Raw genomic sequence first — 18,826 nt, forward strand, 5'->3', positions numbered from 1 at the left:
CCAGCGGTACGCCGCTGGCGTCACACAGGGTCAGGTCCACGGCCACGCCGCGCGTGTGCATGGAGCCTGTGCGCGGGTCGGCGACAAAGCGCGGGTCGGGCAGCGCCTGCCACAGGCGCCACTGCGCGGCCGATGGCCGGTAGGCATCGAGCACGCGCAGGCGCAAGCCCTGCGCCGCCGCCAGCTCGGCGGCGCGCACCAGTGCCGCCAGGGCGTCCTGATGCAGGTAAGCGACGGCGTGGTCGTAAATGGTTTTACCGGTGAAGTTGTCGGGCGTGGCGTAACGCAGGTCAATGTCGATGGCGGGGTGGCTGATTTCTCTGAGGGGCATGGGCGGATTATCCGGTTGCAGCGGTCTGAAAAAATCAATCGCTGAACAACTGCCCACGCGCCGCGTCGGTGATGGCCAGCACGCAGGGGTGTGTGATGCGCCGCTCGACCGACACCGCATAAAACTCTTCCACCAGTTCGGCGGTGTGGCCGATTACCTGCACGCCAAACTGGCTGCAGGTTTCTTCGTCGAGCACACGCGGGGCCATGAACACGCCCTGGCCCTCGCGGCCAAAGGCTTTCATGAGTGCGGCGTCGTCAAACTCGCCCACCACCACGGGCGAAATCTGGTGTTTGGCAAACCAGCCTTCCAATTGCGGGCGCACCGAGGCCGTGGCGCCCGGCACCAGCATGGGCACACCGTCCAGGCAGGCGGGAAACTTGCCCGACAAACGCGGCATCAGGGCGGGCGCGGCAAAAAAGCTCATCACACTGCTGCCCAGCGCATGACTGTAGGCCTTGACGCTGACGCGCCTGGGCATGGGCTCGTGGGCGATGACCAGGTCAAGCCGGTGCAACGCCAAAGCGGCAAGCAGGTCGTCAAAACTGCCCTCACTGCACAGCAGCTTGACCGGCTCGTCGATTGAAAATGCCGGTTCCAGCAACCGGTAGGCGATGGACTTGGACAACGAATCGGCCACCCCCACCCTGAAATCAAGCCGCCGCGGGGCGCCGCGCACCTGGCGCAGGCTGCTTTCCAGCTCGCTGCCCAAGCTGAAGATTTGATCGGCATAACCCAGCGCCATGCGGCCATGCTCGGTAAGCTCCAGCCCGCGCCCGCTCTTGCGAAACAGCTTGCGCCCCAGCCAGTCCTCTAACAGCTTGATCTGGCCCGATAGCGTTTGCGGCGTGGTGTGCAACTGCTCGCCAGCGCGCATGATGCCGCCGGCGCGGGCCGTGACCCAAAAATAGTACAGGTGCTTGAAATTCATGCGAATACCCTCAATTGTCTTGTCTATTATTCATTTTTTGCGAAGTAAATTTGTCTATTATTCGAATTTACACGAAGTGATTTGAACCTTATAGTTTGCACTGTGTCTGATTTAGCGACACTGACAGGAGGAATTTATATGCGATTAAGTACCAAAGGCCGTTTTGCCGTCACCGCGATGATCGACGTGGCCCTGCGCGAAAAGCTCGGCCCCGTGCCGCTGTCTGACATTGCCACGCGCCAGCAAATCTCGCTGTCGTACCTGGAGCAAATGTTCAGCAAACTGCGCCAGCAGGGGCTGGTGATCAGCACGCGCGGGCCGGGCGGTGGTTACACCCTGGGGCACCGGGCCGACGCCATCACCGTGGCTGACATCATTGGCGCCGTAGAAGACGAATCCCCTGCCAAAGCCAGCACCGAAACAATGTCGACAAGCCCCGACATGGCGCAAGACCTGTGGGACACCATGAACGCCAAGGTGCTCGACTTCATGCAGTCGGTCACGCTGCGCAGTCTGGTGCTCGACCAATTGGCCAAGGGCGTCAAGATTGAGCAAAAGCCGGCGCTCAACCGCGGTGTGTTCAAGAAACCGGTGCACCAGCCGGTGCGCACCAACGCGCCCAATTCGGTGTTTGCGCTGGGCCAGTCGTTGCTGGCACGCGGTTGACATCCGAAATCAGTCGGGGACAGAGCTGGTGCGCTGCGCGTCACTGCGGTCTGTCCCACGAGGTTATTAGTTGTGAAGCCCACCGATAAGCCGGATTCTGTGCACAAAAGTTGCCTTCTGTGTGACTGCCATTAATCTGGGCCACGCATCACTGCGTGGCTCGGTGCTACCTACCCGCACACTCCGGGGGCCCCATCAACGTGTGCCTATTTGGTATTGCTGCGCGTAGAGATTGCCCGTTTCACCCGAACTTAATCGGCTCGTCTCTGTTGCTCTGATCCTCACCTTATACCTCTGGCTTGCGCCAAAGGCTTTCAGTGGACAGCCGTTAGCTGCTACGCTGCCCTATGCAGTCCGGACATTCCTCCAGTGCTCTGTTTCCAGAATTGCACCAGCGGCAGTCTGGCGGGCTTCACCCACCGATTATCGCGGCTCAGGCGTGCTTAGAGCCGGGGCTTCTAAGCTTATGTCCAAAACAATTGATCAAGTGGTTCAAAATGACTGCTCAATCATTCGAGGAGCCCAGCATGAAAGCCGACAACGTCCTGCAAACCATTGGCAACACGCCCCACATCCGCATCAACCGCCTGTTTGGCGACACGCACCAGGTGTGGGTCAAGTCCGAGCGCGGCAACCCCGGCGGCTCCATCAAGGACCGCATCGCGCTGGCCATGGTGGAGGCCGCCGAGGCCTCTGGCGCGCTCCAGCCCGGCGGCATCATCATCGAACCGACCTCGGGCAACACCGGCGTCGGCCTGGCCATGGTGGCAGCTGTCAAGGGTTACAAACTGGTGCTGGTGATGCCCGACAGCATGAGCATCGAGCGCCGTCGCCTGATGCTGGCTTATGGCGCCAGTTTCGATTTGACCCCGCGTGAAAAAGGCATGAAGGGCGCCATTGCCCGCGCCGAAGAACTGGTGGCACAAACGCCCGGCAGCTGGATGCCGCAGCAGTTTGACAACCCGGCCAACATCGACGTGCATGCGCGCACCACCGCGCAGGAAATCCTGGCCGACTTTCCCGACGGCATTGACGTGATCATCACCGGCGTTGGCACCGGCGGCCACCTGACCGGTGTGGCGCAGGTGTTGAAGGCCAAATGGCCCAAGCTGAAAGTGTTTGCGGTCGAACCCGTGCTCTCGCCCGTGATTTCGGGCGGCACGCCCGGTCCGCACCCGATCCAGGGCATTGGCGCCGGCTTCATCCCCAAAAACCTGCACACCGACCTGCTCGACGGCGTGATCCAGGTCGACGCCGAACCCGCGCGTGAATACGCCCGCCGCAGCGCCCGCGAAGAAGGCCTGCTGGTGGGTATTTCCAGCGGCGCCACACTCGCCGCCATTGCCCAAAAACTGCCCGAGCTGCCGGCTGGCAGCAAGGTGCTGGGCTTCAACTACGACACTGGCGAGCGTTATCTGTCGGTCGAGGGCTTTTTGCCGAGCTGACTGATGTGTCAAAGCATGTGCTAACTATCAGCATTTGATGCAAAATGATGCATTAATTGATGCAGGAGAAGATGATGCGCACCACACTGACGATTGACGAGCAGCTTTATGCCAAAGCCGTATCTCTGGCGCCACCCGGCATCGAAAAGTCGGAACTGATCAGAGAATGCGTCAAGGCATTCATTCAACGGCAAACGGCTCGCCGTCTGGCCGATCTTGGCGGCATGGCACCAGACATTGAACTGGTTCCGCGCCGCCGTGAAGAAGCTACCTCATGAACGTGCTGGTTGACTCATCCGTGTGGGTGGGCCACTTCAAGCAAAGAAACGATCAGCTTGTGACGTTGCTGGAAAACGGTCTGGTCGTCTGCCACCCCTACGTCGTGATGGAAATCGCCTGTGGCACACCGCCCAATCGACGCGCCATCATTGACATGCTGGCTGAGCTCGAACGCACGACCCGCGCCACAACGAGCGAAATTCTGGCCATGCTGGAGAACTTTCGTTTGTTCGGTCGTGGTTGCGGGCTGGTTGACTTGAGTTTGCTCGCTTCCGTTTTGCTGACTGACAAAGTGCTAATTTGGACATTTGACAAGCGACTTGAACAAGTTGCCAAAGAGCTCAATAAATCTTATCGACCGCTATTGCAGTCCTGAGGATTCAGTCGCGTCTTCTAAAATGCGCGGCTCTGCTTGATAAACACAAGCCCACCACGCACCCGACATGATCCGACTCTCTGAACTCAAGCTCGCGCTTGACCACACGCCCGAGCACCTCAATTCGCTAATCCTGCAAACGCTGGCGCTCCAGCCTGCGGATGTACTTGAGTGGCACATTTTCAAACGCAGTTTTGATGCCCGCAAGGCGCAGGTGCGGGTGGTTTATATTGTCGATGTGACGCTGGCAAAGCCTGAGCAGGAAGCGGCCTTGCTGAAGCAGCACGCGGGCAACCCGCACATTGTTCCCACCCCTGACATGGCGTACCGACTGGTGGCGCAAGCGCCGGCCGACTTGGCGCTGCGCCCGGTGGTGGTGGGCTTTGGCCCCTGCGGCATTTTTGCCGCACTGATATTGGCGCACATGGGCTTCAAGCCGATCGTGCTGGAGCGCGGCAAGAAGGTGCGTGAGCGCACCCAGGACACCTGGGGCCTGTGGCGCAAACATGTGCTCAACCCCGAAAGCAATGTGCAGTTCGGCGAGGGCGGCGCCGGCACCTTTTCTGATGGCAAGCTGTGGAGCCAGATCAAGGACCCGCGCCATCTGGGACGCAAGGTGATGGAAGAGTTCGTCAAGGCCGGCGCGCCGCCCGAGATTCTGGTGGAGTCGCATCCGCACATCGGCACCTTCAAGCTGGTCAAGGTGGTGGAAAACCTGCGCGCCCAGATCATTGCGCTCGGTGGCGAGATTCGTTTTGAACAGCGCGTGATCGATGTGCTGGTCGAAGACGGCGCGCAACGCCGCCAGCTGCGCGGCCTCACCGTGCTCGACCAGGCCACCGGCCAGTCGTACGCGCTGCGCGCCGACCAGGTGGTGATGGCGCTGGGCCACAGTTCGCGCGACACCTTTGCCATGCTGCATGAGCGCGGCGTGACCATTGACGCCAAGCCGTTTTCGGTGGGCTTTCGCATCGAACACCCGCAAAGTCTGATCGACCGCGCCCGCTGGGGCCGCCACGCCGGCCACCCCAGTCTGGGCGCAGCCGACTACAAGCTGGTGCACCACGCCAGCAACGGCCGCGCGGTGTACAGCTTTTGCATGTGCCCCGGTGGCACGGTGGTGGCGGCCACCAGCGAGCCGGGCCGTGTGGTGACCAACGGCATGAGCCAGTACTCACGCAACGAGCGCAACGCCAACGCGGGCATGGTGGTGGGCATCGAGCCTGCCGACTTTGATCAGGACGAAGCAGCCTTTGTGCAGGCTTTTGGCAGCGCCGCGGGCCAGCGTTATGCCGAAGAAGCCGAACACCTCAAAGCGCAAAACCCCGGCGCCACACACCCGCTGGCGGGCATCAATCTGCAGCGCCGGCTCGAATCCGGCGCCTATCTGCTGGGTGGCAGCAACTACGAGGCGCCAGGGCAGTTGGTCGGCGATTTCATCGAGGGCCGGGCGTCCACCACTTTTGGCACGGTGCTGCCGTCCTACCAGCCGGGCGTGAAACTGGGCGACCTGCACCCCGCCCTGCCGCACTATGCCATTGCCGCCCTGCGCGAGGCTTTGCCCGCCTTTGGCAAAAAGATCAAGGGCTTTGACATGCCCGACGCGGTGCTGACCGGGGTGGAAACCCGCACCTCGTCGCCGCTGCGCATGCCGCGCGGCGACGATTTTCAGAGTGTCAACACGCGCGGCCTGTACCCGGCCGGTGAAGGCGCGGGTTATGCCGGCGGAATTTTGTCAGCCGGGGTGGACGGCATCAAGGTGGCCGAGGCGCTGGCGATTGCATTCAAGCCATGAATCACCAAGCCAGGACAGCCTTCGGCCCGAGGACGGGCCTCCTACAGTGGCGCCCTGTGGGAGCGGCGCCCTTGCTGCGATGGCTTCTACCGGGAATCAAGCTTGCGCGTTTTGCAGCGCGGCAATGCGGTCTTCGATGGGCGGGTGGGTGGCAAACAATTTGCCAACACCGCCCATGATGCCAAAAGCGGCCACGCTCTTGGGCAATTCGCCGGGCTGCATGCCGCCCAGCCGGGCCAGCGCGTTGATCATGGGTTGGCGCCGTCCCATCAGTTGGGCGGCACCGGCGTCGGCGCGGAACTCGCGGTGGCGGCTGAACCAGGCCACCACAATCGCTGCAGCAAAACCGAGCACGATGTCGAGCACGATGGTGGTCACCATGTAGCCGATGCCGGGGCCAGAGTTGTTGCTGTCGCCCTTGCGCAAAAAGCTGTCGATGGCATACGCGATCACGCGGCTCAGGAACACCACAAAGGTGTTCATCACACCCTGAATCAGCGTCATGGTGACCATGTCGCCGTTGGCCACGTGGGCGATTTCGTGGCCAAGCACAGCCTCGATTTCCTCGTGCTTCATGCCTTGCAGCAAACCGGTGCTGACCGCCACCAGCGCCGAGTTCTTGAAGGCCCCGGTGGCAAAGGCGTTGGGGGCGCCTTCAAAAATACCCACCTCGGGCATGCCGATGCCGGCTTTCTCGGACAGTTTGCGCACGGTCTCGACGATCCATGCCTCATCGACATTGGCCGGCTGGTTGATGACGCGCACACCCGAGGTCCACTTGGCCATGGGCTTGCTGATCAGCAGCGAGATAATCGCGCCGCCAAAGCCAATCACCAGCGCAAAGCCCAGCAATGCGCCCAGGTCCAGGCCATTGGCCGTGAGGTAGCGGTTCACGCCCAGCAGGCTCGCCACCGTGCCCAGCACGGCCACGACCATGACATTGGTCAGAACAAACAACAGAATGCGTTTCATGTTTTCCTTTTCACTGAATCAAACGGAATCCCCGTTTCGGTCAGCGAATGGTAGTGGCGACCTTGCAAAAATCAAGGCCGCAAGGGCTTAATTCCCCACATCAAGTACCTATTTGACGGCCGCCTCGGCCATGCCCATGGCATCCAGCGCCGCTGCCAGGTGCGCCACGCTGCGCTCGGGGTTGTGCAGTTTCTCCAGCCCGAACAGGCCGACACGGAAGGTCGAAAAATCAGCCGGCTCGTCACACTGCAGCGGCACGCCAGCCGCCGTTTGCAGACCCAGCGCGAGAAACTTCTTGCTGTTCTGGATGTCGGCGTCAAACGTGTAGCTCACCACCACGCCAGGGGACTTGAAGCCATCGGCGGCCACGCTCTTGATGCCACGGCTCTCAAACAAGGCGCGCACCCGGGCGCCCAGCGCCGCCTGCTCGGCCTTGACCCTGTCGAACCCATAGTCGCGGGTTTCCTGCATGACCTCGCGCAGCCGCACCAAAGCATCGGTCGGCATGGTGGCGTGGTAGGCGTGGCCGCCCTTCTCAAAGGCCTCCATGATCTGCAACCACTTCTTCAAGTCGCAGGCAAAGCTGGTGCTGGTGGTGGCGTCTATTGCCGAGCGGGCTCGCGGGCTGAGCATCACCATGGCGCAGCAGGGCGAGCCGCTCCAGCCTTTCTGCGGCGCGCTTACCAGCACGTCGACACCGGTGGCCTCCATGTTGACCCACATCGCGCCCGAGGCAATGCAGTCCAGCACAAACAGGCCGCCCACCTCGTGCACGGCGTCACTCACGGCTTTCAGATAGTCGTCGGGCAGGATCATGCCGGCGGCGGTTTCCACATGGGGGGCAAACACCACATCGGGCTTGTTGGCGCGAATACTGGCCACCACATCATCCACCGGGCACGGAATCCAGGGCGCCTGCGAGCCTTCACCCACGCGGCGCGCCTTGAGCACGATCGATTCGGCGGGGATGCTGCCCATGTCAAAAATCTGCGTCCAGCGGTAGCTGAACCAGCCGTTGCGGATCACCAGGGCTTTTTTGCCGGTGGCAAACTGGCGCGCCACGGCTTCCATGCCGAAAGTGCCGCTGCCCGGCACCAGCACCGCCGCCTGGGCGTGGTACACCTCCTTGAGAATGCCGGAGATGTCTTTCATGACGCCCTGAAAGCGTTTGGACATGTGGTTGAGCGCACGGTCGGTGTAGACCACCGAAAACTCAAGCAGGCCATCAGGGTCAATGTTGGGAAGAAGTCCGGGCATGAAAAGCGCTCCTGTTTATGTGGTTTGAATGGCAGTCAGCTTAGCATAGTGGCAGCCATCTGACACTCCAAAACGTCTTTGCGCCAGCCGCTGACCGGGCGTTATCTGCCCGCAGGCCATTGTCACCAAAGCCAGCAGGGCTAACCGCTTGCCGCCGCAGGTGCCAAGGATAATTGCGCCCAACATGAACCTGAACCTTGACTTTCTCAGCCTGCCCTTGCTCGGCGCCTCCGCGCTGATTTTTGTCAGCGTGCTGGTGGGTGTGTTCTCGAAAAGGTGGGGGTTCTCTTTTTTGCTGGCCTTTCTGATCACCGGCATTCTTGCCGGCACCGACGGGCCGGGCGGGTTGGCGTTTGACGACTACCGACTGAGCTTTTGGGTGGGCAACATTGCGCTGGTGATCATCTTGCTCGACGGTGGCCTGCGCACCGATTACCCGCGATTTCGCACCGGGCTGAAGCCGGCGCTGGTGCTGGCGTCGCTGGGTGTGGTGCTGACGGCCGGTTTCACTGCCGTGGCGGCGGTTTATCTGCTGGAGTTGAGTTGGATCAGTGCCCTGTTGCTGGGCGCTATCGTCGGCTCTACCGATGCGGCAGCGGTTTTTTCACTGCTCAAGACCTCGGGCGTTCAACTCAATGAGCGGGTTGCCACCACGCTCGAGATCGAGTCCGGCATGAACGACCCGATGGCGGTGTACCTGACACTGACCCTGATCGGCCTGGCCTCAGCCACCGGCAACGGTGGCGAGGCGTTGGCGTGGCGTGTCATCGCGTGGTCGTTGCTGCAGCAATTCGCCTGGGGTCTGCTGCTGGGCATCGGCATTGGGCGGGTGCTTGCGTTTTCCTTGCACCGCATTGAGCAGCTGGAGGACTCCGGTGCCGTCATTGCCCTGCTGCTGGCCATGGCGGGCCTGATCACCTTCGCCCTCACCACCTGGGTCGGCGGATCGGGGTTTCTGGCCGTTTACCTGCTTGGCATCGTCTTGAACCGCAGGGCGCCGCGCATTGTCCAGTCGGCACTGTCTGCGCTTGACGGCTACGCCTGGCTGTCGCAGGCGTTGATGTTCGTGTTGCTGGGCTTGCTGGTGACGCCTTCGGAGATCGAGGGGTTTGTCTGGCCTGCGCTGGGCGTGGCGGCCGTGCTGATGTTTGTTGCCCGGCCGCTGGCGGTTAGCTTGTGTCTGGCGCCCTTGCGTTTCACGCGCCGGGAAATCGCGTATGTCTCCTGGGTTGGCCTGCGCGGGGCTGTGCCCATTGTGCTGGCGATCTTTCCTTTTATGGCCAACCTGCCCGAGGCGCGGATGATCTTCAACGTGGCTTTTGTGGTGGTGCTGGCTTCGCTGCTGTTGCAAGGCACCACGATTGGCTGGTTTGCGCAGCGCATGGGCGTGCTGGTGCCTGATCAGGACGACTTGCCGGCCGTGCGCGCGACGTTTGGCGACTTCACTCTGCAAGCCAACACCAAAGTGGCTGATATCTGCGATTTTTACGGCCTGCAGCCCCCCGAAGATGCCGAACTTCCCGCGGACGCCTGGCTGACCACAATCATCCGCAGACCCCTGGTGGTGGGCGACCATGTCCCGCTGGATTGCGCCGAATTGAGTGTGCGCAAGATGTCGGATGGTGTCGTCATGGTGGTTGGCCTGAAGCTGCCCCTGCCGTCAGAGCCACCGGATTGACCCGCCCGGCTTATGTCTGCCTGGCTTCTGTGGGGCGGACTTCAGTCTGCCATGCCGATGCCAGTATTGAGCAGCAGCCAGTCCAGAAAGATCTGTGTGGCGGGCGGGCTGTCATCGCCCTCGGGGCGCACCAGGTAGTAGGCGCGCTGGCTCGCCAAAGGCCGGTCACAGGGCACCACCAGCTCGCCGCGCGCCAACTCGTCTGCAATCAGCAGCCGCGGCACCAGCGCCACCCCCATGCCGTGCACGGCGGCGGCCACCGTCATGGAAAACTGCTCGAAACGCGCGCCCGACAGCGCCTGCACAGCAGCAACGCCCTGGGCTTCAAACCACTGGCGCCAGGCATCTGGCCGCGTGCTTTGCTGCAGCAGGGGCAGCAGCGCAAGGGCCTCGGGGGAAAAATTGTCTTGCCCCTGCAGCAGGCCGGGATGGCACACCGGCAGCACCACTTCATCGAGCAATTTCACCGCCCGGGTGCCCGCCCACTGGCGCACCTGGTCGGGCGTGCCGGCAAATAGCGCGCAATCAAACGGCGTGTCGGCAAACATGAAGGCCCGGGTGCGCGTCTCGATGTGCACGGTCAGGCCGGGCTGCGCGCGCTTGAGGGCGGGCAAACGCGGAATCAGCCAGCGCGTGGCAAAGGTCGGCACCGCCGCCAGGTGCAGCACGCTGCCACGCCCCTGCATGCTCATGACATCGAGCGTGTCCTGCTCCAGCGCCTGCAGGCGAACGGCCACCTGCGCGGCGTAGTCGCGCCCGCAGTCGGTGAGCGAAACGCCATGGCGGGTGCGCTTGAACAACGCCACCCCGACAAACTCTTCCAGCGCGGTGAGTTGGCGCGACACCGCACCCTGCGTGAGCGCCAGTTCCTGCGCGGCGCGGGTGTAGCTCTGGTGGCGCGCCGCCGCCTCAAAACAGGCCAGAGCTTGAAGGGAAGGTATTTTTCTGCGCATGCCCCACATGATAGAAACAAATGCAGCCGCGTGTCAGGCAAGCAAGGCCGCCACGCCAGGCGTTAAGATGCGGCCACTTTGACCCACACCCTCTCCTTTTCCAGCACAGGCGAACCCCATGCGTCCTGAATCCGGTTCCTGGCTGCCCGACTCAAGGACACCGGACCAGGTTCACCTGTCCGTCGTCATCCCTATTTACAACGAACGCGTTGTGCTGCCCATGCTGTATGAGCGGCTGACGCGCCTGTTGGCACCGCTGGCCGTTTCCTATGAACTGGTGCTGGTTGACGATGGCAGCCGCGACGGCAGCGGCGACTACATGGTTCAACTGGCGGCCAGTTGCCCCGAAGTCAAGGCGGTGCGCCTGAGCCGCAACTTTGGCAAAGAGGCGGCGCTGACGGCAGGCCTGGATTTGTCGGTCGGCGACGCGGTGGTGGTGCTCGATGCCGACTTGCAGGATCCGCCCGAACTGATTGCGCAAATGCTGGCGGCCTTTCACGCCGGGGCCGACATCGTCAGCATGAAGCGACGCTCGCGCGCTGGCGAGTCCTGGCACAAGCGGCTCAGCGCGCATCTGTATTACCGGCTGTTGAACTGGCTCAGCCATGTCGAGATTCCCGCCGACACCGGCGACTTTCGCCTGATGAGCCGGCGCGCCGTGAATGCCTTGAAGCAATTGCCGGAACGCAACCGCTACATGAAGGGGCTGTTCGCCTGGGTTGGTTTTCCCACCCAGGTGATTGAATACGACCGCGATGCCCGCGCTGCGGGCGACACCAAATGGAACACGCTGGCCCTGTTTGGCCTGGCCTTTCAGGGCATCACCTCGTTTTCGGTGAAGCCGCTGCACTGGGCCATCGGTGTGGGCCTGATGGCGGCGCTGCTCGGCTTTTCTTTTGGCCTGTGGATCGTGATTGACGCGCTGCTGCATGGCAATGCCGTTGGCGGTTATCCGTCACTGATTGCCGTCATCACCTTCCTCGGCGGGGTGCAACTGCTGTCGATTGGTGTGGTTGGCGAATATGTTGGCAAAACCTATTTTGAGAGCAAGCAGCGCCCGCTTTATGTGCTTCGCGACGTGGTTCATCACCCACGCGCACTGCCTGATACGCCCGCCGAGCCACAAAATCGCACCGATGCGCCCCAGAATTAGCCCCTGGTGGTGGGCGCTGGGCCTGATTCTGGGCCTTCGCCTGGTCAGCATGGCGTGGTTGCCGCTGGCCGGCACGTCCGAGCCCAGGTATGCCGAAGTGGCGCGCCTGATGGCGGTGACCGGCGACTGGATCACGCCCTGGTTTACCCCGGACCAGCCTTTTTGGGGCAAACCCCCGCTGTCGTTCTGGACTGAGGCGCTGGCTTTCAGGTTGCTGGGGGTGACCGAGTTGGCCGCCCGGCTGCCGTCTTGGCTGGCCACCCTGGGCAGCATGGGGCTGCTGTTTGTTTACGCCAGGCGCTTTTTTGGCGAGCGCATTGCCCAAGGCGCGGTGTTGATTTACGCCACCTGTGCGCTGGTTTACATCGCCTCGGGCGCCGTGATCACCGACCCCTTTTTGGCGCTGGCCACCACTTGGGCCATGGTGGCACTGGCCCTGTCTGCCAAGACGCGACACCCGGCCTGGCGCTATGGTTTTTTTGTCGCCCTGGCCCTGGGTCTGCTGGCCAAGGGGCCGCTCATGCTGGTGCTGGTGGCCGGTCCCCTGCTGCCGCTGGTCATCTTGTACCCGTCCATCAGAAGCGCGTTCAAACAATTGCCCTGGCTCGGTGGGCTGGCACTGATGCTGCTGCTGAGCGCGCCCTGGTACCTGCTGGCCGAGCTGAAGACCCCCGGCTTCCTGAACTATTTTCTGGTGGGCGAGCATTTCTTGCGCTTCATTGATTCCGGCTGGGCCGGTGACCTGTACGGCGTGGCGCACAGGCGCATAAAAGGCGCCATCTGGGCCGACGCGCTGATGGCGTCGTTCCCCTGGGGGCTGGTGGCGCTGGCCTTGCTGCTGCGCCAGCTTTGGAACCCGGTAAAAAGATCGGCCCTGTGGCAAATGCGGCGCGATCCCGACAAGGCCTACTTGGTGGCTTGGACCTTGTTCACGCCCGCCTTTTTCTCGCTTTCAGACAACATTCTGTGGACCTACATGCTGCCGGCGCTGGCGCCCTTCAGCGTGTTGCTGGCACTGGCGTTGGCCCCCGCGCAGGCCAGCAGCAAGGTTGCCAGGCGCCTGCTGGTCGCCTTGACCAGTTTGGTGCCGCTGGCGTTAACTGCCTACATGGTGCTGGGCGTGCTAGATCCCTTGCGGCTCAAGACCGAGAAGCATCTGGTGGCCTACGCCATGCACCAAATGCAAGCCGAAGACAAATTGCTCTACCTGAATGAGATTCCTTTTTCGGCCACGTTTTATTCGCGCGGACAGGCAGGCGCCATCACCCTGAAAGAGCTGACGCGTCAGACCCGGCCGACCCACAGGTTGTACCTGGCTTTGCCGAAAGACGATCTGAACAGGGTCTCGAAAATATTGAACCAGCCACTCAAGCCTCTTTTTGAGAGCCACGAATTCGTGTTGACGGAAATTGCCGGGCGCCCCAACAACCCCTGAACAAGAAGTGTTGAATAGTCATCTAACAGTGCTCGTCTTGGTGTCCCAGTGCCAAATTCAAGACCAATATATGCGCTAATCTCATGACTCAATGAGAATAAGTCGTTTGCCCTGTGACCCGGCAGCAGGCTACCATGCGTCACCTACCTAACCCTCCGGAGATTCTTTATGGCCCACGCAAGCTTCAACTGGCAAGACCCCTTTTTGCTCGACAGTCAACTCAGCGACGACGAGCGCATGATCAAGGAGGCCGCCGCCGCCTACTGCCAGGACAAGCTGCAGCCGCGCGTGATCGAGGCCTTTCGCAAGGAGCAAACCGACGCCGGCATCTTCCGTGAAATGGGCGAACTGGGCCTGCTTGGGCCCACCATTCCAGAAACGTATGGCGGCCCCGGCCTCAACTACGTGGCCTATGGCCTGATTGCCCGCGAAGTCGAGCGTGTGGACAGCGGCTACCGCTCCATGATGAGCGTGCAAAGCTCGCTGGTGATGGTGCCCATTTTCGAATTCGGCAATGAGGCCACCAAACAAAAGTATCTTCCCAAACTCGCCACCGGCGAATGGATCGGCTGCTTCGGCCTGACCGAGCCCAACCACGGCTCCGACCCGGCCGGCATGCTGAGCCGGGCCGTCAAGGTGCCCGGCGGCTACAAGCTGTCCGGCAGCAAGATGTGGATTTCCAACAGCCCGATTGCCGATGTGTTTGTGGTCTGGGCGAAAGAGGTGTCAGAGTCCGGCCAGGTCGGCCCGATCCGCGGCTTTGTGCTCGACAAAGGCGCTGCCGGCTTGAGCGCGCCAGCCATTCATGGCAAGGTGGGCCTGCGCGCCAGCATCACCGGCGAGATTGTGATGGACGGCGTGTTCTGCCCCGAGGAAAACGCTTTCCCGGAGGTGCAGGGCCTCAAGGGCCCGTTCACCTGCCTGAACAGCGCCCGCTACGGCATCGCCTGGGGCGCGCTGGGTGCCGCCGAAGACTGCTGGTTCCGCTCACGCCAATACGTGATGGACCGCCAGCAGTTCGGCCGCCCGCTGGCCGCCAACCAGCTGATTCAAAAGAAGCTGGCCGACATGCAAACCGAGATCGCGCTCGGCCTGCAAGGCTGCCTGCGGCTGGGCCGCATGAAGGACGAAGGCACGGCGGCAGTGGAAATCACCTCCATCCTGAAGCGCAACTCCTGTGGCAAGGCGCTCGACGTGGCCAGGCTGGCGCGCGACATGATGGGCGGCAACGGCATCAGCGACGAATTTGGGGTGGCGCGCCATCTGGTCAACCTGGAAGTGGTCAACACCTATGAAGGCACGCACGACATCCACGCGCTGATTCTGGGCCGCGCGCAGACCGGCATTCAGGCTTTTTGTTGACCTGTAGTTAATTGGGGTCAGATTCCAATTAATTTCGATTTTTGGACTATTGAGAGCTGGAAGCGCGTTAGTCGGTGGGGGCCGATGTCGCAAAGCGAAGCGCGTCTGAGGCCCCCAGCCTTGGCCCGCACAGCCAGTCACAAGTCACCAGCACATCAACCGCAACGAATCAACCTTGCATTCAAAAATCAAAATGACAGCAAAACCAGCCGCTCTCTCCCACCTCAAAGTCCTCGACCTCTCGCGTGTGCTCGCCGGCCCCTGGTGCACCCAGATGCTGGCGGATTTGGGTGCCGACGTGATCAAGGTCGAACGCCCCGGCGCGGGCGACGACACGCGCCACTGGGGACCTCCGTTCCTCAAGGATGCGGATGGCAACGACACAACAGAGGCCACCTATTTCACCGCCTGCAACCGCAACAAGCGCGCCATCACGCTCGACATGGCCAAGCCCGAGGGCCAGGCGCTGATCCTGAAAATGGCAGCGCAAAGCGACGTGCTGGTGGAGAACTTCAAGGTTGGCGGCCTGAAGCAATACGGGCTGGATTACGAGAGCCTCAAGGCGGCCAACCCGCGCCTGATTTACTGCTCGGTGACCGGCTTTGGACAAGACGGCCCCTACGCCGAGCGCGCCGGTTACGACCTGATGATCCAGGCCATGAGCGGGCTGATGAGCATCACCGGCCACGCGGACGGCGAGCCCGGCGGCGGCCCGATGCGCATGGGGGTGGCGCTGGTGGACGTGCTCACCGGCATCTACGCCTGCAGCGCCATTCTGGCGGCCATCGAGGTACGCCATCGCACGGGTGAGGGCCAGCACATCGACATGGCGCTGCTCGACGTGGGCATGGCGGTGCTGGCCAACCAGGCGGCAGGCTTTTTGAACACCGGCCGGGTGCCGCAGCGCCAGGGCAACACCCACCCCAGCCTGGCGCCCTACCAGACCTTCGAGACGCTGGACGGCAGCATGCTGCTGGCGATCGGGAACGACGGCCAGTTTGCGCGCTTTTGCGAGGCCGCCGGCCACCCCGAATGGGCAAAGGACGCTCGCTTTACCAGCAACACCCTGCGCGTGAAAAATCGTGAGTCACTGGTCCCGATGCTGCAGACGGTCACGCGCACGCGCAGCACGGGCCAGTGGATTGCGCTGCTGGAAGACAAGGCCGTGCCCTGCGGCCCGATCAACGACATGGGTCAGGCCTTTGCCGACGCCCAGGTGCAGGCGCGGGGTTTAAGGGTGGATCAGGCTGTCACCAGCCGCCAGCCTTCCCCGGTCGCGGTGGCATCCATCGCCACGGTGGCCAGCCCGCTGCGCCTGATGGCGACGCCACCGGTGCTGCAGCGTCCGCCGCCCGCCTTGGGCGAGCACACCGACGAGGTGCTGGCGGAGTTGGGCCTGGATGCCGGGGAAGTGGCGCGCTTGCGCGAGCGCGGCGTGGTGTGATCGGGCGCTGCCCTCAGGCCGCGTCAGTCCAGGCCCCAAGCATAGGACTCCATTGACAGCACGCCGTGGGTGATGTCGCCGGCAATGCGCTGCACGGCCTCCCCCTCGGCGCTGGCGCCCAGCGCCACCAGCAAGGGCAAAAAGTGCTCTTCGGTGGGATGGGCGCGCGCGGCATGCGGCGCCAGGCGACGGTAGTCCAGCAGCGCAGCCTCATCGGCGCGGGCCACGGCCTGACGGACCCATTGGGCGAACGCAACAGCGTAGTCCGCCGCAGGCGCGCCGGGGCGCTGCAGGTCACGGAGGTTATGCGTCAGGCTGCCGGAGCCGACGATCAGCACGCCACGGTCCCGCATTGGCGCCAGGGCACGGCCCAGCGCCAGCGCTCCTGCGGTATCCAGACTGTGCGGCAGAGACACCTGAAAAACAGGAATATCGGCCTTGGGCAACAAGTGCCACAGCGGCACCCAAGCGCCGTGGTCCAGACCACGGTTGGCGTCGGCCGTGACGCTCCAGCCCGCGTGCATCAACAACTGCAGCGCTTCAAGGGCCAACTCGGGCTGGCCCGGCGCCGGGTACTGCAACTGGTACAGCGCTGGCGGGAAGCCGCCGAAGTCGTGAACCGTCTCGGGCCTCGGTGTGGTCAAGACCTGCAGCTCGCGGGTTTGCCAGTGCGGCGACACCACCAGCACCGCCTTGATGCCGGTGAGGTTTTGCCCCATGGCAAGCAGCTTGGCGCCAAGCTGCCCGGGCTCCAGGGCAAAGGTCGGGGCACCGTGCGAGATAAAGAAAACAGGGGCGCGCTGCAAAGTAGGGCTCATGTCGGCTTCCAAAGTTGGGCAAGGCTGAAGAGGCTCCAAGTATGCGAGAACACAAGCCGCGATTATTGAAATTATTCGAACTCCAACATCAATCCAATTGAAGCATTTTGGATCGACCAGACTTTAAACTTTGCCCATCGCCTCAGAAACAACCCTGTTCGCCCCCATTCACGGAGAAGCATTTTGACCCCACCCCCGTCCGACCATACCAGACAAGCCGCGCGCTACAGCAGCGTGGCAATCCTGCTGCACTGGCTGCTGGCGCTGGTCATCGTGAGCATGTTCGGGGTTGGCGTGTACATGACCGATCTGCCGTTTTCACCGCTTCGACTGAAGCTTTACAACTGGCACAAGTGGGCGGGGGTGACCTTTTTGGCGCTGACCGTGTTGCGCTTGTTGTGGCGTGTCACGCACCGCCCACCGGCGCTGCCCAGGGCCATCAGTCAAGCCATGCCCGGCTGGCAGATGCAGGCCTACCATGCCACGCACCATGTGATGTACGTGCTGTTCTTTGCCGTGCCGCTGATGGGCTGGGCCTACAGTTCGGCGGCGGGGTTCCCGATTGTCTGGTTTGGCCAGATTCCGTTGCCCGACCTGTTGCCGGCGAACAAGGAACTGGCTGAGCTGATCAAACCGGTGCACAAGTGGCTGGCGCTGACCTTGATGGCGCTGGCTGGCCTGCACGTTGCTGCGGCCATCAAACACCAACTGATCGACCGGGACGGTCTGCTGGGGCGGATGCTGCCAGGCGGGCGGTAACCGGATGCCCTCACGAATACCCCCCGAATTACATCCGGGCTACGAAACCTTATTTTTTTGGAGTTAGTTATATGAATGTCAGTGATTGCATTCCTGCCCTGCTGGTGGCCGCCATGGGCGCGGTTGCCCTGCCTGCCTCGGCCCAGCAAAAACTGCTGCCCGCGCAAAGCAGCATCGCCTTCGAGATCAAACAAATGGGGGTGCCAGTGCAGGGGCATTTCAAAAAGTTTGACGCCCAAATCAACTTTGACGCGGCCAAGCTCGCCACCAGCAAGGTCACCTTCAACGTGGACATTGGCAGCGCCACGATGGGCTCGCCTGAAATGGATTACGAGTTGCCCAAGGCCACCTGGTTCAACGCCGCCAAATTCCCGCAAGCCCAGTTCACCTCCTCCGCCTTCAAGGCGTTGGGCGGCGGCAAGTACGAAGTGGCCGGCCAACTCGCCATCAAGGGCCAGACGCGCGAGGTGTTGGTGCCGCTGACCATGGCGCAAGCCGGCGCGGTCACCACGGCCACCGGTGTGCTGCCGATCAAACGACTGGCGTTCAAGATTGGCGACGGCGAATGGGCCGACACCTCGATGGTGGCCGACGACGTTCAGATCAGGTTCAAGCTGGCCATGAGCGGGCTGCCCAAGCTGCCCTGACCAAACCCAGCGCAAATTTTTCTTTTCCCAACCCCCTCCCTCAACCTTTCTGGAGTTTCCCATGCGTTCATCACTTATCACAGCCACTGCCCTGACCCTGCTCGCGGGGGTGTCGCAAGCCCAGGCGGCCGATTACGCCATCGATCCGTCACACACCTATGCGACCTTTGAAATCAGCCACTTCAACACCTCGACCAACCGCGGCCGCTTTGACAAAAAAGAGGGCACCATCTCTTTTGACCGGGCCGCCAAGACAGGCAAGGTCGATATCTCGATTGACGCCGCTTCGGTCAACACCGGCTTTGCAAAATTCGACGAGCACCTGAAAAGCGCCGACCTGTTCGATGCCGCCAAGCATCCCAAGGTGCGCTTTGTGTCGGACAAATTCAACTTCAGCGGCGACAAGCTGGCCGACGTCACTGGCAAGCTGACGCTGTTGGGCAAAACACACCCGGTCACGCTCAAGGCCACCAACTTCAACTGCTATGACAGCCCGATGCTCAAGCGCGAAGTGTGCGGTGGCGA

Annotated in this window: 19 protein-coding genes and 1 other RNA gene; 13 read left to right on the forward strand and 7 right to left on the reverse strand. The window is 62.2% G+C overall.

Translation table 11 applies throughout. The features are described 5' to 3' along the window. Window positions 1-331: M15 family metallopeptidase (locus GPS82_RS07875; RefSeq protein WP_296493037.1), on the reverse strand; the 331-nt coding region annotated here is incomplete at its 3' end. Window positions 332-365: 34 nt separating this feature from the next. Continuing rightward, complete coding sequence (nhaR, locus tag GPS82_RS07880; protein ID WP_296493040.1) at window positions 366-1,262, reverse strand: transcriptional activator NhaR; 897 nt, start codon at window positions 1,260-1,262, stop codon at window positions 366-368. Window positions 1,263-1,400: 138 nt separating this feature from the next. Between nhaR and GPS82_RS07885 the strand changes: the two genes are divergently transcribed. Continuing rightward, window positions 1,401-1,928 (forward strand): Rrf2 family transcriptional regulator, encoded by a 528-nt coding sequence (locus GPS82_RS07885; RefSeq protein ID WP_296493043.1) that lies wholly within the window; start codon window positions 1,401-1,403, stop codon window positions 1,926-1,928. A 70-nt stretch (window positions 1,929-1,998) separates the two neighbouring features. Here GPS82_RS07885 and rnpB read toward each other — a convergent pair. Then, window positions 1,999-2,342: RNase P RNA component class A (gene rnpB, locus GPS82_RS07890), an RNA gene on the reverse strand. 113 nt (window positions 2,343-2,455) lie between these two features. Here rnpB and cysK point away from each other — a divergent pair. The 4 genes from cysK to GPS82_RS07910 all read left to right on the forward strand — a co-directional run bounded on the left by cysK (window position 2,456) and on the right by GPS82_RS07910 (window position 5,823). Next, entirely contained in the window at window positions 2,456-3,373 is a 918-nt protein-coding gene (gene cysK, locus GPS82_RS07895) for a cysteine synthase A (protein WP_296493045.1), read from the forward strand. Between the two features lie 74 nt (window positions 3,374-3,447). Beyond that, a complete protein-coding gene (locus tag GPS82_RS07900) occupies window positions 3,448-3,651 on the forward strand; it encodes a type II toxin-antitoxin system VapB family antitoxin (RefSeq protein WP_296493048.1) in 204 nt (67 codons plus the stop codon). Then, window positions 3,648-4,028: a PIN domain-containing protein gene (locus GPS82_RS07905; protein WP_296493051.1), complete on the forward strand. Its 381-nt coding sequence runs from the start codon at window positions 3,648-3,650 to the stop codon at window positions 4,026-4,028. The genes GPS82_RS07900 and GPS82_RS07905 overlap by 4 nt, the downstream gene beginning before the upstream one ends. A 67-nt stretch (window positions 4,029-4,095) precedes the next feature. Next, window positions 4,096-5,823, forward strand: coding sequence for an FAD-dependent protein (locus tag GPS82_RS07910; protein ID WP_296493055.1), 1,728 nt, complete (start codon window positions 4,096-4,098; stop codon window positions 5,821-5,823). 96 nt (window positions 5,824-5,919) lie between these two features. On the opposite strand, the gene htpX is transcribed toward GPS82_RS07910, so the two are convergent. Both htpX and GPS82_RS07920 read right to left on the reverse strand, forming a co-directional pair. Further along, the gene (gene htpX / locus GPS82_RS07915; RefSeq protein ID WP_296493059.1) at window positions 5,920-6,795 is read right to left on the reverse strand and encodes a protease HtpX; all 876 of its coding nucleotides are present in this window, start codon (window positions 6,793-6,795) and stop codon (window positions 5,920-5,922) included. A 108-nt stretch (window positions 6,796-6,903) separates the two neighbouring features. Next, window positions 6,904-8,052: an aminotransferase class V-fold PLP-dependent enzyme gene (locus GPS82_RS07920; RefSeq protein WP_296493061.1), complete on the reverse strand. Its 1,149-nt coding sequence runs from the start codon at window positions 8,050-8,052 to the stop codon at window positions 6,904-6,906. 184 nt (window positions 8,053-8,236) lie between these two features. Here GPS82_RS07920 and GPS82_RS07925 point away from each other — a divergent pair, with 184 nt between their 5' ends. Continuing rightward, window positions 8,237-9,730: a potassium/proton antiporter gene (locus GPS82_RS07925; protein WP_296493064.1), complete on the forward strand. Its 1,494-nt coding sequence runs from the start codon at window positions 8,237-8,239 to the stop codon at window positions 9,728-9,730. Window positions 9,731-9,771: 41 nt separating this feature from the next. Here the strand turns inward: GPS82_RS07925 and GPS82_RS07930 are convergent, their stop codons facing one another. Continuing rightward, window positions 9,772-10,683 carry a LysR substrate-binding domain-containing protein gene (locus tag GPS82_RS07930; protein ID WP_296493066.1) on the reverse strand — a complete coding sequence of 304 codons (912 nt, stop codon included), beginning with the start codon at window positions 10,681-10,683 and terminating at the stop codon, window positions 9,772-9,774. A 118-nt stretch (window positions 10,684-10,801) separates the two neighbouring features. Between GPS82_RS07930 and GPS82_RS07935 the strand changes: the two genes are divergently transcribed. The 4 genes from GPS82_RS07935 (at window position 10,802) to GPS82_RS07950 (ending at window position 16,077) form a co-directional block, all read left to right on the forward strand. Continuing rightward, window positions 10,802-11,836 carry a glycosyltransferase family 2 protein gene (locus GPS82_RS07935; RefSeq protein ID WP_296493068.1) on the forward strand — a complete coding sequence of 345 codons (1,035 nt, stop codon included), beginning with the start codon at window positions 10,802-10,804 and terminating at the stop codon, window positions 11,834-11,836. Next, window positions 11,820-13,271, forward strand: coding sequence for a glycosyltransferase family 39 protein (locus GPS82_RS07940; protein ID WP_296493071.1), 1,452 nt, complete (start codon window positions 11,820-11,822; stop codon window positions 13,269-13,271). Before GPS82_RS07935 ends, GPS82_RS07940 begins: the two co-directional genes overlap by 17 nt. A 168-nt stretch (window positions 13,272-13,439) precedes the next feature. Further along, window positions 13,440-14,633 carry an acyl-CoA dehydrogenase gene (locus GPS82_RS07945; protein ID WP_296493074.1) on the forward strand — a complete coding sequence of 398 codons (1,194 nt, stop codon included), beginning with the start codon at window positions 13,440-13,442 and terminating at the stop codon, window positions 14,631-14,633. A gap of 193 nt (window positions 14,634-14,826) precedes the next feature. Next, a complete protein-coding gene (locus GPS82_RS07950; RefSeq protein ID WP_296493076.1) occupies window positions 14,827-16,077 on the forward strand; it encodes a CaiB/BaiF CoA-transferase family protein in 1,251 nt (416 codons plus the stop codon). Between the two features lie 23 nt (window positions 16,078-16,100). Here GPS82_RS07950 and GPS82_RS07955 read toward each other — a convergent pair whose 3' ends face one another. Then, the gene (locus tag GPS82_RS07955) at window positions 16,101-16,895 is read right to left on the reverse strand and encodes a class III extradiol ring-cleavage dioxygenase (RefSeq protein ID WP_296493078.1); all 795 of its coding nucleotides are present in this window, start codon (window positions 16,893-16,895) and stop codon (window positions 16,101-16,103) included. A 183-nt stretch (window positions 16,896-17,078) separates the two neighbouring features. Between GPS82_RS07955 and GPS82_RS07960 the strand changes: the two genes are divergently transcribed. The 3 genes from GPS82_RS07960 to GPS82_RS07970 form a co-directional block, all read left to right on the forward strand. After that, a complete protein-coding gene (locus GPS82_RS07960) occupies window positions 17,079-17,654 on the forward strand; it encodes a cytochrome b (RefSeq protein WP_296493080.1) in 576 nt (191 codons plus the stop codon). 71 nt (window positions 17,655-17,725) lie between these two features. After that, complete coding sequence (locus GPS82_RS07965) at window positions 17,726-18,301, forward strand: YceI family protein (RefSeq protein ID WP_296493082.1); 576 nt, start codon at window positions 17,726-17,728, stop codon at window positions 18,299-18,301. A gap of 61 nt (window positions 18,302-18,362) precedes the next feature. Next, window positions 18,363-18,826, forward strand: a 464-nt coding sequence (locus tag GPS82_RS07970) for a YceI family protein (protein WP_296493083.1), incomplete at its 3' end; no start/stop codon positions are given.

It is taken from the genome of Rhodoferax sp., from assembly GCF_011391645.1.
GTDB lineage: Bacteria > Pseudomonadota > Gammaproteobacteria > Burkholderiales > Burkholderiaceae_C > Rhodoferax.